Consider the following 14,425-nt stretch of genomic DNA (forward strand, 5'->3'; position numbering starts at 1 on the left):
CGCTGGAGTGCGAAGCGCTCCCAACCCAGGCACCGCACTGTACCAGGATGATTTCGGTCGCCTGTGTTGGGGCTGCTGCGCAGCCCAGCGGGAGCAAGCTCCCTCGCCACAGGGGGCCATTTCATGCATAACCCCTGCGCCCTGATCCCGATCTACAACCACGAAGCCGCCGTACCCGCCGTGGTCCACAGCCTGTTGAGCAGCGGCCTGCCCTGCCTGCTGGTCGACGACGGCAGCAGCCCGGCCTGCGCCGCCGTGCTGGCGCAATTGGCGACCCTGGATAACGTCACCCTGCTGACCCTGCCAAGCAACCAGGGCAAGGGCGGCGCCGTCATGGCCGGTTTCCGCGAAGCCGCACGCCAGGGCTTCAGCCATGCCTTGCAAGTCGACGCCGACGGCCAGCACGACCTGCGCGAAGTCGAGACCTTTATCGACACCTCGCGCCGGCACCCCGACGCGATCATCTGCGGCTACCCGGAATACGACGACAGCGTGCCCAAAGGCCGCCTGTACGCGCGCTACTTGACCCACGTGTGGGTGTGGATCAACACCCTGTCGTTGCAGATCCGCGACTCGATGTGCGGCTTTCGCGTCTACCCGCTGGCGCCGGTGCTGGCGCTGATGGACTCGGCCTACATCGGCACGCACATGGATTTCGACTCGGACATCCTGGTGCGCCTGGCCTGGCGCAACCAGCCGATGCGCTGGCTGCCGACCCAGGTGCACTACCCCGCCGATGGCCTGTCGCACTTCCGCCTGTTCCGGGACAACGTGCGCATCTCGGCGATGCACACCCGGTTGTTCTTCGGCATGCTGGTGCGCGCGCCGATGATCCTGTGGCGACGGTGGCAGGCATGAGCGACAGCACCAAGCACTGGGCCGACCGCGAAGAGCGCGGCAGCTACCGGCTGATGAAGCTCACCGCCTTTGCCGCCAAGGTCCTTGGCCGCCGCGTGTTGAGCCCGCTGTTGTACGGCATCGTGTTGTATTTTTTCCTGTTCGGCCGCACCGCACGCCGGAGCGCCTGGCAATACCAGCAGCGCCTGGCCGAGTGGAGCGGGCGCGAGGAACTGCGGCCCACCCACTGGAAAGTCTTCGGCCAATTCATGGCGTTTGCCGATTCACTGCTCGACAAACTCGACGTGTGGAACGGCAAGCTGCGCCTGGAACAGATCGAGATCAACGACCCGGCGCAATTGCGCGGGAAGCTGCGCGGCGGGCGCGGGCAGATGCTGGTGGGTGCACACCTGGGCAACCTCGAAGTGTGTCGCGCGCTCGCCGAGATCGGTGAACAAGTCACCATGAACGTGCTGGTGCACACCAAGCACGCCGAGCAATTCAACCGCCTGCTGGGCGAAGCCGGCGCCACCCACTTGCGCCTGATCCAGGTCAGCGAGCTGGACCCGGCCACCATGCTGCTGCTCAGCCAGCGCCTGGACGACGGCGAATGGCTGGCCATCGCCGGCGACCGCGTGCCACTGCATGGCGGGCGCACGGTGCGCGTGGACTTCCTCGGCCATGACGCCGCCTTCCCTCAAGGCCCGTGGCTGCTGGCCGGTTTGCTCAAATGCCCAGTGAACCTGCTGATGTGCCTCAAGCACAAAAGCCGCTATCGCCTGAGCATTGAGCCTTTCGCCGAATCGATCGAATGGAAACGCAACACCCGCGAGCAGGTCATCGCCCTGTGGACCGCGCACTACGCCGCACGCCTGGGCCAGTTCTGCCTGGAAGCGCCCCAACAATGGTTCAACTTTTACCCTTTCTGGAAGACCGATGACGACGCATCTTGAGCCGGTAACCTTTGGCGAACGCGCCTTGCGCATCGAAGACGTACTGGCCCTGGCCAACCGTCAGGCGCCGACCCAATTGCAGGGCGACGCCGCGTATCGCCAACGCATTGCCAAAGGCGCGCAGTTCCTCGACTCGCTGCTGGACAAGGAAGGCGTGATCTACGGCGTCACCACCGGCTACGGCGACTCTTGCGTGGTGGCGGTGCCGTTGCAGCACGTCGAGGCCCTGCCCCGTCATTTGTACACCTTCCACGGTTGCGGCCTGGGCAAGTTGCTCGATGCCCAAGCCACCCGCGCGGTGCTGGCCGCACGGTTGCAGTCGCTGTGCCACGGCGTTTCCGGTGTGCGCGTGGAGTTGCTGGAGCGCCTGCATGCGTTCCTTGAGCACGACGTACTGCCGCTGATCCCGGAAGAAGGCTCGGTCGGCGCCAGCGGCGACCTGACGCCGCTGTCCTATGTGGCTGCGACCCTGTCCGGCGAACGCGAAGTGATGTTCCGTGGCGAACGTCGCCAGGCGACCGACGTGCACCGTGAGCTGGGTTGGGAGCCGCTGGTCCTGCGCCCCAAGGAAGCCCTGGCGCTGATGAACGGCACCGCCGTGATGACCGGCCTGGCGTGCCTGGCCTTCGCCCGTGCCGACTACCTGCTGCAACTGGCCACGCGCATTACCGCGTTGAACGTGGTGGCGCTGCAAGGCAACCCGGAGCACTTCGACGAGCGCCTGTTCGCCGCCAAGCCGCACCCAGGGCAGATGCAGGTCGCCGCCTGGCTGCGCAAGGACCTGGCGATCGATGCGCCGACCGCGCCGCTGCATCGCCTGCAGGACCGTTACTCACTGCGTTGCGCGCCCCACGTGCTCGGCGTATTGGCGGACAGCCTGAACTGGCTGCGCTCGTTTATCGAAATCGAGCTGAACAGCGCCAACGACAACCCGATCATCGACGCCGAAGAAGAACGCGTGCTGCACGGTGGGCACTTCTACGGTGGGCATATCGCTTTTGCGATGGACAGCCTCAAGACCCTGGTCGCCAACGTCGCCGACCTGCTGGACCGCCAACTCGCGCTGCTGGTGGATGTGCGTTACAACCATGGCCTGCCGAGCAACCTGTCCGGCGCCCCGGCGGACCGCGCAATGATCAACCACGGCTTCAAGGCGGTGCAGATCGGCACCAGCGCCTGGACCGCCGAAGCCTTGAAAAACACCATGCCGGCCAGCGTGTTCTCGCGCTCCACCGAGTGCCACAACCAGGACAAGGTGAGCATGGGCACCATCGCCGCCCGCGATGCGATCCGCGTACTGGAACTGACCGAACAGGTCGCCGCCGCAACCCTGCTCGCCGCCAACCAAGGCGTGTGGCTGCGGGCCCAGGCCGAGGATGCGCGCCCGCTGCCGCCAGCCCTGGCCGCCATGCATGACGAACTGGCCAAGGACTTCCCGCCGGTCATCGAAGACCGCGCGCTGGAAGGCGAACTGCGCCTGTGCCTGCAACGCATCGCCGAGCAACACTGGAGGCTGCATGCGTAGCCAGGGCGTGTTGCACAGCGACACCGAAATCCTCGTGCCGTTTTTTGACGTCGACACTATGAACGTCGTGTGGCACGGGCACTACGTGAAGTACCTGGAAGTGGCGCGCTGCGCGCTGCTGGACAAGATCGGCCACAACTACACGGCGATGCTCGAATCGGGCTACGCCTGGCCGGTGATCGACATGCAACTGCGCTACGTACGCGGCGCCGTGTTCGGCCAGACGATCAACGTGCGCGCCAGCCTGGTGGAGTGGGAGAACCGCTTGAAGGTCAATTACCTGATCACCGACCTCGCCAGTGGCGAGCGCTTGACCCGTGCCAGCACCGTGCAGGTGGCGGTGGAAATCGCCACTCGCGAAATGCAGCTGGCCTCCCCCAAAGTCTTCACCGACACCGTAGAAAGGGCTCTGAAATGAAATCACATGTGGGAGGGGCGGTGCGACGACTCGACTTGCCCCCGATGGACTTCAACGATAACGCGATCCGCCGGACACTACGCAGCGCCCTCAGGCTCATCGCGGGCAAGCCCGCTCCCACATTTTTGATCGGTTTTTTCCTGAGCTTTAGTGCACATGCTTTTGACTTGCAGCAGCTGAGCGACCAACTTGCAAAACCCTCAGTGATCCACGGCAGCTTCACCCAGGAAAAACACCTGCGTGCCCTGCCCCAGCCGCTGGTCAGCAAAGGCACCTTCGTGCTCGCCAAGGACCACGGCCTGCTGTGGCTGCTGAAGACCCCGCTGCAACAGGACTACCGCATCAGCGCCCAAGGCATTGCCCGCCGCGACGCCAACGGCTGGCAACTGCTGCCGAACAAGAGCGCCGGCGCCGAACAGAACCGCCTGTTCCTTGCGGTGCTGCAGGGTGACAGCAGCGGCTTGCAGCGTGACTTCGAATTGCACCTGCAAGGCGAGGCCAAGCGATGGACATTGACGCTGGTCCCGCGCTCACTGCTGCTCAAGCAGGTGTTCACCCAGATCAATATCGACGGTGGCGACCTGGTGCAGAACATCGAATTGCTGGAAACCCAGGGCGACAGCACCGTGCTGCGCATGCAGGACAGCCACGCCGACCTGCCGTTGAGCGAAGCGGAGCAACACGATTTTGCCCAGTGAACGCCTGCTACCCCGCCTGTTCCTGATCCTGCTGGTGGCCGTGCTGGCCCTGGCCGGCTGGCAGTGGCGCCACGGTGCGCCCTTGTCGGCCAACCTGATGGAACTGGTGCCGGGCAACACGCCGGACGCCTTGGAACAGCAAGCCGAACAGCGCATGCAAGAGCCGCTGAACCGCGAGATGTTGGTGTTGGTGGGGCATGCCGACCGCCAGCAAGCCGTCGCCGTGGCGCAACAGTTAGGCGAGCGCTGGCAGGCCAGTGGGCTGTTTGAAAAGGTGCAGTGGAACCTGCAAGCCGACTTGCCGGCGCTGCGCGAGCAATTGCTGCGCGGCCGCCTGGCGATGCTCTCGGCCAAGGACCGTGAGCAACTGGTTAAACAGCCCGACGCGTTTATCCAGCAGCGCGTACAAGCGCTGTTCGACCCCTTCACCGGGTTCAGCCTGGTGCCGAGCCAGGACGACTGGCTGGGCCTGACCGGGCGTATCCAGAACAGCCAGCCGCAACACGGCTCGGTGCAACTGGATATCGGCAGCGGCGCGTTGATCGCCGATGCCGACGGCAAAAGCTGGGTGCTACTGCGTGCACGCACCACCGGCAATGCCTTCGACATGACACTGCCGCTGCACGTGGCAGACCTGCTCCAGGTCAGCCGCGAACAGGCCAGCGGGCAAGGCGCGCAATTGCTCGCCGCCAGCGGCTTGCTCTACGCCGCCAATGGCCAGCAGCAGGCCACGCGGGAAATCACCTGGGTGGGCGGCGGCGCTACCGTCGGCATCCTGTTGTTGCTGTTGCTGGCGTTCCGGCGCTGGCGCGTGCTGCTGGCCTTTGTGCCGGTGCTGGTGGGCATGCTGTTTGGCGCGGTGGCCTGTGTGGCACTGTTCGGCCATATGCATGTGATGACCTTGGTATTGGGTTCCAGCCTGATCGGCGTGGCGGTGGATTACCCGCTGCACTATCTGTCGAAAAGCTGGAGCCTGCAGCCGTGGCGCAGTTGGCCGGCGTTGCGTCTGACGCTGCCGGGACTGAGCCTGAGCCTGGCGACCAGTTGCATCGGTTACCTGGCGCTGGCCTGGACGCCGTTCCCGGCACTGACCCAGATTGCAGTGTTCTCCGCTGCCGGTCTGGTCGGTGCGTACCTGTCTGCCGTGTGCCTGTTGCCGGCGCTGCTCAAGGGTGTCGAACTGCGCCCGGCGCAATGGCCGCTGCGCATCGCTGAATGCCTGTGGCTGGTACGCGCCTCGTTACTCAAGCGCGTGCCGAGCCCCGTCCTGCTGGCGTTGCTGCTGCTGTTTTGCGCGGGCGGCCTATGGCACCTGAACAGCAAAAACGACATTCGCCAATGGATCGGTGCACCGCCGCAATTGCTGCAGGAAGCGCAGGCCGTGGCACGCATTACCGGGTTCCAGCCCACCAGCCAGTTCTTCCTGGTACGCGCGGACAATCAGCAGCAGTTGCTGGAGCGCCAGGCAGCCTTGGGCCAGCGCCTGGATCAGTTGGTGAACATGGACAAACTCCAGGGCTACCTGGCGCTCAACCAACTGGTCAGCCTGCCCGCCGAGCAACAACAGCTGCGTGATGCGCTGAATAAACTCCCGGAACATTGGCAGCCGCTGCTGGACCTCGGCGTCCCCGCCAGCGCCCTGCAAGCCGAAGTGGCGCAACTGCAAGCGCTGCCCACCGAAGACATCGACAGCGCACTGGTGGGCCCGTTGGCCGAACCTTGGCGCACCCTGTGGCTTGGCCCGGTCGACGGCGGCGTGGCGGCGATGGTCAGCCTGCAAGGCTTGAACAACCCGGCGCTGCTGCGGGTGCAAGCGCTGGATTTGCCGGGCGTGCAATTGGTCGACCGTCTGGGCGACTTGAACCGCGTGTTCGCCGACACGCAGATCAGCGCCGCCGAATTGAAGTTGATGTCGTGCGTGCTGATCGTGCTGCTGTTGATCCTGCCATTCGGCTTTGGCGGCGCCCTGCGCATTGTCGCCCTGCCGCTGCTGGCAGCCCTGTGCAGCCTGGCCAGCCTCGGCTGGCTGGGCCAGCCGCTGACGCTGTTCAGCCTGTTCGGCCTGCTGTTGGTCACGGCCATCAGCGTCGACTACGCGATCCTGATGCGCGAGCAAATCGGCGGCCCTGCGGTCAGCCTGTTGGGCACATTGCTGGCGGCGCTGACGACCTGGTTGTCGTTTGGCCTGCTGGCGGTGTCCAGCACGCCGGCAGTGAGTAATTTCGGCTTATCGGTCAGCCTCGGCCTGGCATTCAGCTTTATGCTGGCGCCTTGGGCCGGGCAACAGAAGCACGCCTTATGAATGTGATTATCGCCAATGTGGCAAGGAGCCCTCGTGCCCACAGTTGAAATGGAACGTCGCCAGGTGGTGGTGATCGGTGCCGGTCCATCCGGGGCCATCGCCGCCGCGCTGCTCAAGCGCAAAGGGCATGATGTATTGATCGTCGAGCGCCAGCATTTCCCGCGGTTCTCGATTGGCGAAAGCCTGCTGTCCCACTGCATCGACTTTATCGAAGAAGCCGGCATGCTGGAGGCCGTGCAGGCCGCGGGTTTCCAGGTGAAAACCGGTGCTGCGTTCGCCTGGGGCGAGCGCTACAGCGCGTTTGATTTCGGCGATACGTTCAGCAACGGCAAGCCCACCACCTTCCAAGTCCAGCGCGGCGAGTTCGACAAGCTGCTGGCGGATCAGGCCGCGCTGCAGGGTGTGGAAATCCGCTATGGCGAAACCATCGTCGGCGTGGATTTCAAGGGCGAATCCCGCTACCTGCACGTGCGCCGCGAAAACGGCAGCGAGTATCACCTCAAGGCCAAGTTCGTGCTGGACGCCAGCGGCTACGGCCGCGTGCTGCCGCGCCTGCTGGAGCTGGACGTGCCGTCGGACTTTCCGGTGCGCCAGGCGGTGTTCACCCACGTCGAGGACCGCATCGAACACCCAGGCTTCGATCGCACCAAGATTCTGGTCACCACCCATCCTACGCAGCGCGATATCTGGTTCTGGACCATCCCGTTCAGCAACGGTCGCTGCTCGGTGGGTGTGGTCGCGGCCAAACAGCACTTCGACGGCCGCGACAGTGACCTCGACGCCTGCCTGCGCGGTTTTATCGACGAAACCCCAAGCCTGTCCGGCGTGCTGAAAAACGCGGTATGGGATACACCGGCGCGGACCATCGGCGGCTACGCGGCCAATGTCAAAAGCCTGCACGGGCCGGGCTTTGCACTGCTGGGCAACGCAGCGGAGTTCCTCGACCCAGTCTTCTCTTCCGGGGTGACCATCGCCATGCGTTCGGCGAGCATGGCGGCCGGTGTGCTGCACCGTCAGCTCAACGGCGAGACCGTGGACTGGCAAACCGAATTTGCCGAGCCATTGAAGCGTGGCGTCGACACCTTCCGCTGCTACGTCGAAGGCTGGTACGCCGGGACCTTCCAGGATGTGATTTTCCATCCGAGCAGCTCGCCGGAGATTCGTCGGATGATCAGTGCGATCCTCGCCGGCTACGCGTGGGATGAGCGCAACCCGTTTGTGAGTGAGCCCAAGCGGCGGTTGCGGATGTTGTCGGAGATTTGTGCGAGTGAGCCGGTATGAGCAGTCCTACTCTTGATAAAAACTATTTAAGTAAGCACTACGTCGAAGAAACCAAATTCGGCCTCTGGTTCCTGCGCAGTCACACCTGGCAGCATCGCGTGTTGCGCGTGGCGATCAACGACTTGCGCAGCCTGTTCACGGAGCCATTGCCTGAGGCGCCGGTATTGCTGGATGCCGGTTGCGGACAAGGCAAATCCTTCACGCTGTTGCAGCAGGTATTTGCGCCTTCACGGTTGATAGGCCTGGACGCCGACCCCCACAGCCTGGCGTTGAGCCAGGTTGAGGCCACGCGCCAAGGCTTGAGCGTAGAACTGATCGGCAGCGACTGCGCCACCCTCGACGTGCCGGACGCCAGCGTCGACATCCTGTTCTGCCACCAGACCTTCCACCATCTGGTTGAACAGCACCGCGCCCTCAAAGAGTTCTACCGCGTGCTCAAGCCCGGCGGCTATCTGTTGTTTGCCGAATCCACCGAAGCCTATATCGACACCTGGGTAATCCGCTGGCTGTTCCGCCACCCAATGCATGTGCAAAAAAGCGCCGAAGAATACCTGGAGATGCTCCGCGAGCAGGGTTTTGAATTCGGCCCACAGAACGTCTCGTACCCGTACTTGTGGTGGAGCCGCTCCAGCGACTTCGGCCTGCTGGAACGCTGGGGCCTGCGCAAGGCGCCGCCGGTGGGCCAGCGCGAAGAAACCCTGGTCAACTGCGTGGCACGCAAACCCTTGGCGGGTGCCGCACCATGATGCGCTGGCTCTTGATCGGTTGCCTGTTGCTGCTGAGCGCCTGCGCCAGCCAGCCGCCGCTGCCCGAGAAAGCCCCAACCCTGGCCTTGCCGCTGCAACTGCATGTGCAGCGCCTGGCCGACGGCCAGAGCCAGGACTGGCTGCTGGTGATCCAGCGCGAAGGCGCGGGCATTCGTTGGTCGATGATGGACCCGCTGGGCATCCCCCAGGCCCGTCAGAAGCTGATCAATGGCGAATGGCAGGCCGATGGCTTACTGCCGCCCAATCCCCAGGCCCGCGAGTTGTTTGCCGCGTTGCTGTTCGCGCTGACCTCCCCGGATGACCTGCGCGCGCTGTACCCCAGCGCGCAGGCGATGGACTTGACGCGCACTCTGCCGGGCCATTGGCAGATCGTGTATCAATCGTCTGAGGTCTTTCGCGTGAACATCAGCGGGCAGCCGTTGAGCTATCGCATCACGCCACTTGGAGCGGCCCGATGAGCGCCTACCTCAATGCCCTCGGCGTGATCTGCGCCCTCGGTCGTGGCCAGGACGAGGTCAGCCGCAGCCTGTTTGCCGGCGACTGCTCCGGCATGCGCCCCGAAAGCGGCTGGGTGCCGGAGCGCGTGTTGCCGGTGGGCGCCGTGAAAGGCGACTTGGCAACCATCCCGCCCGAGTTGGGCCAGCAAAGCAGTCGCAATAACCAGTTGCTGCTGGAGGCCGCGTTGCAGATCGAGGGCGAGATCCGCCTGGCGATCCAGCGCCACGGCGCGGCCCGGGTCGGTATTGTGCTGGGCACCAGCACCTCGGGAATCGATGAGGCCAGTCGCGGCATCGCCCATTACCTGCGCGACCATCAGTTCCCCAACGACTACGACTACCAGCAACAGGAGCTCAGCGCCCCGGCGAATTTCCTCGTCGACTGGCTGCAATTGAGCGGCCCGGCCTATGTGATCTCCACCGCCTGCACGTCCAGCGCCCGCGCGTTGATGAGTGCCCAGCGCCTGCTGGACTTGGGCGTGTGCGATGCGGTGATCTGCGGCGGCGTCGACAGCCTGTGCAAGCTGACGCTTAACGGTTTCAGCTCACTGGAAGCGGTGTCGAACGAGCGCTGCAAGCCGTTTTCGGTGAACCGCGACGGCATCAACATCGGCGAAGCGGCGGTGCTGTTTCTGATGAGCAAGGAGCCTGCGCCCATCGCCCTGCTGGGCAGCGGCGCCAGTTGCGATGCGCACCATATCTCCGCCCCCGAGCCTACCGGCAAAGGCGCATTGCAATCCATGCGCAAGGCCCTGGCCAGCGCCAAATTGCAGCCTGGGCAGATCGGTTACCTGAACCTGCACGGCACCGCCACCCAGCACAACGACGCCATGGAGAGCCTGGCCGTCGCCAGCCTGTTCCCGGAAGGGGTGGCGTGCTCGTCGACCAAACCCATGAGCGGCCACACCCTGGGTGCAGCCGGCGCGCTGGAAGCGGCGTTCTGCTGGTTGAGCCTGGTTCACAATCGGCTGCCACCGCATGTGTGGGACGGCCAGCCCGACCCCGCGCTGCCCGCCTTGCACTGGGCTACCGCCGGCGCCACCCTGGAAAAACGCTGCCTGATGAGCAACTCGTTTGCCTTCGGCGGCAACAATGTCAGCCTGATTATCGGAGAGGCCCCATGATCGATTGGCCACTCGCCGAACTGCTGCCCCACGCGGGCGACATGATCCTGATCGACCAGGTGCTGTCGTTCGATGAAGAGCAGATCCGCACCTGCACCCTCGTCAAGCCCGGCGGCCTGTTCAACCGCCCGGACGGCAGCCTGCCGGCCTGGGTCGGCATCGAGTTGATGGCGCAAAGCGTCGCGGCCTACGCCGGGTGCCACGCGCGCCAGAAAGGTCAAGCCGTGGCGCTGGGCTTCCTGCTCGGCACACGTAAGTTCGAATGCAACGTGGCGTCTTTCCCGGCAGGCACCGAGCTGAGCATCCACGGCCTGCGATCCCTGGAAGACGACAACGGCATGGGTGTGTTCGAATGTCACCTGACCGGTGACGGTATCCAGGCCAGCGCCCGCTTGAATGTATTTCGACCGCCCCAGGCGGCCAATTATTTAGAAGAATCGAAGGACGTAACGCCATGACTGAATCCGTACTGGTCACCGGCTCCAGCCGTGGCATCGGCCGCGCCATCGCGCTGCGCCTGGCCCAGGCCGGGCATGACATCGTGCTGCACTGCCGCAGCGGCCGTGCCGACGCCGATGCGGTGCAGGCTGAGGTTGAAGCCCTGGGCCGCCAGGCGCGGGTGTTGCAATTCGATGTGGCGGATCGCGCGCTGTGCAAGGAAATCCTTGAGGCGGATGTGGAGCAACATGGCGCCTATTACGGCGTGGTGCTCAACGCCGGCCTGACCCGTGACGGTGCATTCCCAGCATTGTCGGAAGACGATTGGGACGTGGTGATGCGCACCAACCTCGACGGTTTCTACAACGTGCTGCACCCGGTGATGATGCCGATGATTCGTCGTCGCGCGGCCGGGCGTATCGTCTGCATCACCTCGGTTTCCGGCTTGATCGGCAACCGCGGCCAGGTCAATTACAGCGCCTCGAAAGCCGGCCTGATTGGCGCAGCCAAGGCCCTGGCCATTGAGCTGGGCAAACGCAAGATCACCGTCAATTGCGTGGCTCCCGGCTTGATCGACACGGCGATGCTGGATGAAAACGTGCCCGTGGAAGAGCTGATGAAGATGATCCCGGCGCAGCGCATGGGCACCCCGGAAGAGGTGGCCGGCGCGGTGAATTTCCTGATGTCGGCCGAGGCGGGCTATATCACGCGCCAGGTGTTGGCCGTGAATGGAGGCCTGTGCTGATGAAACGCGTCGTCGTCACCGGCATGGCCGGCATGACCTCCCTGGGCGGCGATTGGGAGACCATCTCGGCCAACTTTCGCGCCAACCGCAGCGGCATCCGCCGCATGGACGAGTGGGACCGCTTTACCGAATTGAACACGCGCCTGGCCGGGCCGATCGACGATTTCGTCGTGCCCGCCCATTGGACGCGCAAGCAACTGCGCAGCATGGGTCGCGTCTCGCGCCTGGCGGTGTGGGCGGCGGAGCAGGCGTTGCGGGACGCCGGCTTGCTCGGCGACGAGTCGATCAAGGACGGACGCATGGGCGTGGCCTGTGGCTCGTCCACCGGCAGCACCGACGAGATCAAGGCGTTCGGCAATATGCTGCTGAACTCAGTCGCCGAGGGGCTGAACGCCAACTCCTATGTGCGCATGATGCCGCACACCACAGCGGCAAATATCAGCATCTTCTTTGGCCTCACCGGGCGGCTGATCCCTACCTCCAGCGCCTGCACCAGCGGCAGCCAGGGCATCGGCTATGCCTATGAGGCGATCAAGTTCGGCCGCCTGCCGTTGATGCTCGCCGGCGGCGCCGAAGAGCTGTGCCCCACCGAAGCCATGGTGTTCGACGCACTCTACGCCACCAGCCTGAAAAACGACGCGCCGCAAACCAGCCCGCGCCCGTACGACAGCGGCCGCGATGGCCTGGTGATCGGTGAAGGCGGCGGCATGCTGGTGCTCGAGGAACTGGAACATGCGTTGGCGCGGGGTGCGCATATCCACGCCGAGATCGTCGGTTTTGGCAGCAACGCCGACGGCCAGCACACCACCCGTCCGGAACAGAAAACCATGCGCCGCGCGATGGAGCTGGCCCTGGAAGATGCCGGGCTTGAGCCTTCCGCGATCGGCTACGTGAACGGTCATGGCACCGCCACCGACCAAGGCGACATCGCCGAAACGCTGGCGACCAGTAGCCTGTTCGGCAGCCGGATGCCCATCAGTTCGCAGAAAAGCTTTCTCGGCCACACCCTGGGCGCCTGCGGTGCGCTGGAGTCCTGGTTCAGCATCGAGATGATGAACCGCGACCAGTACGTGCACACCTTCAACCTGCATTCGGTAGACCCGCAATGCGGCGAGCTGGATTACCTGCAAGGTGAATTCCGCGAGATGCACCACGACTACGTGATGAACAACAACTTTGCCTTTGGCGGCGTCAACACGTCGCTGATCTTCCGCCGCTGGTCCTGACTTTTTAATCGATTGGAGAATACGGAATGTCTTCCTTGCTACGCGTCACCCTGATCACCCTGGCCCTGCTGGTCACCGCCGGCTGCACCAGCAAGCCGATCCTCAACACCCAGCACGACCTGCCAGCCAACGCCCAGGTCAGCGAAGAAAAAATGAAAACGGTGATCGTCAACGCCCTGCAAAAGCGCGAGTGGACGGTTCAACGCCTGAGCCCGCAACTGGTGCAGGCCGAGATCAACGTGCGTAACCAGTACTACGCGGCCATCGACATCCGCTACACCCGCAACAGCTACGCGATCACCTACCGCGACAGCCGCGAACTGAGCTACAAGGACGGCAAGATCCATCGCAACTACAACCGTTGGGTGAACAATCTGGACAGCGACATCATGGCGGGCTTGCGCAGTAATGGTGTGAATGAGGCGGGGACGGCGGCGCAGTTGTTTGAGCAGACCGGTACTTCGAAATAAAACCAAAACCTGGCACAACACTGTGGTGAGCGGGCTTGTCCCGCGCTGGACTGCGAAGCGCTCCCAAGATCTTTGGGGCCGCTACGCAGCCCAGCGCGAGCAAGCTCGCTCACCACAACAAGCCCGCTCACCACAACAAGCTCGCTCACCACAACAGCCTAGTTGCAGGAGGTTATTGGATAGCCTTGCGCGTCAACAACTCGACAAACGCCTTCGCCATGGGCGTCTGCACGCCCTTGCGTTGCACCAGCCACACCGCCGTCATCGCCTCCTGGTCCAGCAACGTGCGATACACCACGCCATCGATCCTTATCCGCTGGTACGACGCCGGCAGCACCGATACCCCCAGCCCCGCCGCCACCAGACCGATGATGGTCATCGCCTCCCCCGCTTCCTGGGCAAAATGCGGGCTGAACCCGGCGTCACGGCACAGGCTTAGCAACTGCGCGTAGAGACCACTGCCGTAGCTGCGCGGGAAAAAAACGAACGGTTCTTCCGCCAGCTGCGCCAGGTGCAGGCCACGCTCACTGCCTGCTACCAACGGGTGGCCAGCGTTCATTACGGCCACCAGCGGCTCACGCATCAACTCAACCACACTCAGCGAATCCGGCAACGGCAGGGGGCGCATCAGCCCAACCTGGATCGACTCATCCACCAGCGAATCAGCCACTTCGGTGCTGCTCATCTCTTGCAGATTGAGATGCACTGCCGGGAACGCCTGGCGAAACGCAAAGATCGCTTGGGGAATGCTGGAGTTAAACGGTGCCGATGACGTGAAGCCGATCTTCAATTCACCCAGCTCACCCAACTGCGCCCGGCGCGCCACATCTGCCGCCTTGTCGACCTGCGCCAGCACCAACCGCGCCTCATGCAGGAACAACCGCCCCGCCTCGCTTAGCTCAACCCGACGATTGGTGCGCTCAAACAAGCGTGCGCCCACCTCCTGCTCCAGCGCCTGTATCTGCTGGCTCAGAGGCGGCTGCGAGATGCCCAGCACCTGGGCAGCCCGGCCAAAGTGCAGTTCTTCGGCGACGGCAATGAAGTACCGCAAGTGACGCAATTCCATGCAAGCCTCATTAGGTCGTAAAAGCTATCAAACAGGTCGAACAATATATTGGAAAGAATCATTAGCCAGCTATATTCT

General features: G+C 63.9%; 15 protein-coding genes. 14 read left to right on the forward strand and 1 reads right to left on the reverse strand.

Translation table 11 applies throughout. From position 1 onward, the window contains the following. The first annotated feature begins 123 nt into the window (after positions 1-123). The 14 genes from K7431_RS16095 to K7431_RS16160 are packed head-to-tail and all read left to right on the forward strand — an operon-like array spanning position 124 to position 13,281. Positions 124-858, forward strand: coding sequence for a glycosyltransferase family 2 protein (locus K7431_RS16095; protein WP_043204672.1), 735 nt, complete (start codon positions 124-126; stop codon positions 856-858). Beyond that, entirely contained in the window at positions 855-1,790 is a 936-nt protein-coding gene (locus K7431_RS16100) for an LpxL/LpxP family acyltransferase (RefSeq protein WP_043204670.1), read from the forward strand. The genes K7431_RS16095 and K7431_RS16100 overlap by 4 nt, the downstream gene beginning before the upstream one ends. Beyond that, the gene (locus K7431_RS16105) at positions 1,774-3,315 is read left to right on the forward strand and encodes an HAL/PAL/TAL family ammonia-lyase (protein ID WP_012721834.1); all 1,542 of its coding nucleotides are present in this window, start codon (positions 1,774-1,776) and stop codon (positions 3,313-3,315) included. Before K7431_RS16100 ends, K7431_RS16105 begins: the two co-directional genes overlap by 17 nt. Continuing rightward, positions 3,308-3,733 carry an acyl-CoA thioesterase gene (locus K7431_RS16110; protein WP_012721833.1) on the forward strand — a complete coding sequence of 142 codons (426 nt, stop codon included), beginning with the start codon at positions 3,308-3,310 and terminating at the stop codon, positions 3,731-3,733. Before K7431_RS16105 ends, K7431_RS16110 begins: the two co-directional genes overlap by 8 nt. Before the next feature lie 44 nt (positions 3,734-3,777). Further along, entirely contained in the window at positions 3,778-4,431 is a 654-nt protein-coding gene (locus tag K7431_RS16115; RefSeq protein ID WP_043204668.1) for an outer membrane lipoprotein carrier protein LolA, read from the forward strand. Next, entirely contained in the window at positions 4,421-6,733 is a 2,313-nt protein-coding gene (locus tag K7431_RS16120) for an MMPL family transporter (protein WP_012721831.1), read from the forward strand. Before K7431_RS16115 ends, K7431_RS16120 begins: the two co-directional genes overlap by 11 nt. A 33-nt stretch (positions 6,734-6,766) precedes the next feature. Further along, positions 6,767-8,014, forward strand: coding sequence for an NAD(P)/FAD-dependent oxidoreductase (locus K7431_RS16125; protein WP_012721830.1), 1,248 nt, complete (start codon positions 6,767-6,769; stop codon positions 8,012-8,014). Next, positions 8,011-8,760 (forward strand): class I SAM-dependent methyltransferase, encoded by a 750-nt coding sequence (locus K7431_RS16130; RefSeq protein WP_012721829.1) that lies wholly within the window; start codon positions 8,011-8,013, stop codon positions 8,758-8,760. The genes K7431_RS16125 and K7431_RS16130 overlap by 4 nt, the downstream gene beginning before the upstream one ends. After that, the gene (locus K7431_RS16135; RefSeq protein WP_012721828.1) at positions 8,757-9,239 is read left to right on the forward strand and encodes a hypothetical protein; all 483 of its coding nucleotides are present in this window, start codon (positions 8,757-8,759) and stop codon (positions 9,237-9,239) included. The genes K7431_RS16130 and K7431_RS16135 overlap by 4 nt, the downstream gene beginning before the upstream one ends. After that, positions 9,236-10,402, forward strand: a complete 1,167-nt coding sequence (locus K7431_RS16140; protein ID WP_012721827.1) for a beta-ketoacyl-[acyl-carrier-protein] synthase family protein — start codon at positions 9,236-9,238, stop codon at positions 10,400-10,402. The genes K7431_RS16135 and K7431_RS16140 overlap by 4 nt, the downstream gene beginning before the upstream one ends. Further along, on the forward strand, positions 10,399-10,860 hold the full coding sequence (locus K7431_RS16145; protein ID WP_012721826.1) for an ApeP family dehydratase: 462 nt from the start codon (positions 10,399-10,401) through the stop codon (positions 10,858-10,860). Before K7431_RS16140 ends, K7431_RS16145 begins: the two co-directional genes overlap by 4 nt. Then, a complete protein-coding gene (gene fabG / locus K7431_RS16150) occupies positions 10,857-11,585 on the forward strand; it encodes a 3-oxoacyl-ACP reductase FabG (RefSeq protein ID WP_012721825.1) in 729 nt (242 codons plus the stop codon). The genes K7431_RS16145 and fabG overlap by 4 nt, the downstream gene beginning before the upstream one ends. Beyond that, positions 11,585-12,811 carry a beta-ketoacyl-ACP synthase gene (locus K7431_RS16155; protein ID WP_012721824.1) on the forward strand — a complete coding sequence of 409 codons (1,227 nt, stop codon included), beginning with the start codon at positions 11,585-11,587 and terminating at the stop codon, positions 12,809-12,811. The genes fabG and K7431_RS16155 overlap by 1 nt, the downstream gene beginning before the upstream one ends. 26 nt (positions 12,812-12,837) lie before the next feature. Beyond that, complete coding sequence (locus K7431_RS16160; protein WP_012721823.1) at positions 12,838-13,281, forward strand: hypothetical protein; 444 nt, start codon at positions 12,838-12,840, stop codon at positions 13,279-13,281. A gap of 172 nt (positions 13,282-13,453) precedes the next feature. Here K7431_RS16160 and K7431_RS16165 read toward each other — a convergent pair whose 3' ends face one another. Further along, positions 13,454-14,347 carry a LysR family transcriptional regulator gene (locus K7431_RS16165; RefSeq protein ID WP_012721822.1) on the reverse strand — a complete coding sequence of 298 codons (894 nt, stop codon included), beginning with the start codon at positions 14,345-14,347 and terminating at the stop codon, positions 13,454-13,456. Positions 14,348-14,425 lie beyond the last annotated feature (78 nt).

Origin of the sequence: Pseudomonas fluorescens group sp., assembly GCF_020093335.1 — a bacterium.
Classification (GTDB): Bacteria; Pseudomonadota; Gammaproteobacteria; order Pseudomonadales; family Pseudomonadaceae; genus Aquipseudomonas; species Aquipseudomonas petroselini.

What these genes read in the sequence shown, in the direction of transcription:
- K7431_RS16095 (WP_043204672.1), top strand. Translation starts at nt 124, where the DNA reads ATGCATAACCCCTGCGCCCTGATCCCGATCTACAACCACGAAGCCGCC.
- fabG (WP_012721825.1), top strand. Translation starts at nt 10,857, where the DNA reads ATGACTGAATCCGTACTGGTCACCGGCTCCAGCCGTGGCATCGGCCGC.
- K7431_RS16105 (WP_012721834.1), top strand. Translation starts at nt 1,774, where the DNA reads ATGACGACGCATCTTGAGCCGGTAACCTTTGGCGAACGCGCCTTGCGC.
- K7431_RS16135 (WP_012721828.1), top strand. Translation starts at nt 8,757, where the DNA reads ATGATGCGCTGGCTCTTGATCGGTTGCCTGTTGCTGCTGAGCGCCTGC.
- K7431_RS16130 (WP_012721829.1), top strand. Translation starts at nt 8,011, where the DNA reads ATGAGCAGTCCTACTCTTGATAAAAACTATTTAAGTAAGCACTACGTC.
- K7431_RS16155 (WP_012721824.1), top strand. Translation starts at nt 11,585, where the DNA reads ATGAAACGCGTCGTCGTCACCGGCATGGCCGGCATGACCTCCCTGGGC.
- K7431_RS16100 (WP_043204670.1), top strand. Translation starts at nt 855, where the DNA reads ATGAGCGACAGCACCAAGCACTGGGCCGACCGCGAAGAGCGCGGCAGC.
- K7431_RS16115 (WP_043204668.1), top strand. Translation starts at nt 3,778, where the DNA reads ATGGACTTCAACGATAACGCGATCCGCCGGACACTACGCAGCGCCCTC.
- K7431_RS16145 (WP_012721826.1), top strand. Translation starts at nt 10,399, where the DNA reads ATGATCGATTGGCCACTCGCCGAACTGCTGCCCCACGCGGGCGACATG.
- K7431_RS16160 (WP_012721823.1), top strand. Translation starts at nt 12,838, where the DNA reads ATGTCTTCCTTGCTACGCGTCACCCTGATCACCCTGGCCCTGCTGGTC.
- K7431_RS16110 (WP_012721833.1), top strand. Translation starts at nt 3,308, where the DNA reads ATGCGTAGCCAGGGCGTGTTGCACAGCGACACCGAAATCCTCGTGCCG.
- K7431_RS16165 (WP_012721822.1), bottom strand. Translation starts at nt 14,347, where the DNA reads ATGGAATTGCGTCACTTGCGGTACTTCATTGCCGTCGCCGAAGAACTG.
- K7431_RS16140 (WP_012721827.1), top strand. Translation starts at nt 9,236, where the DNA reads ATGAGCGCCTACCTCAATGCCCTCGGCGTGATCTGCGCCCTCGGTCGT.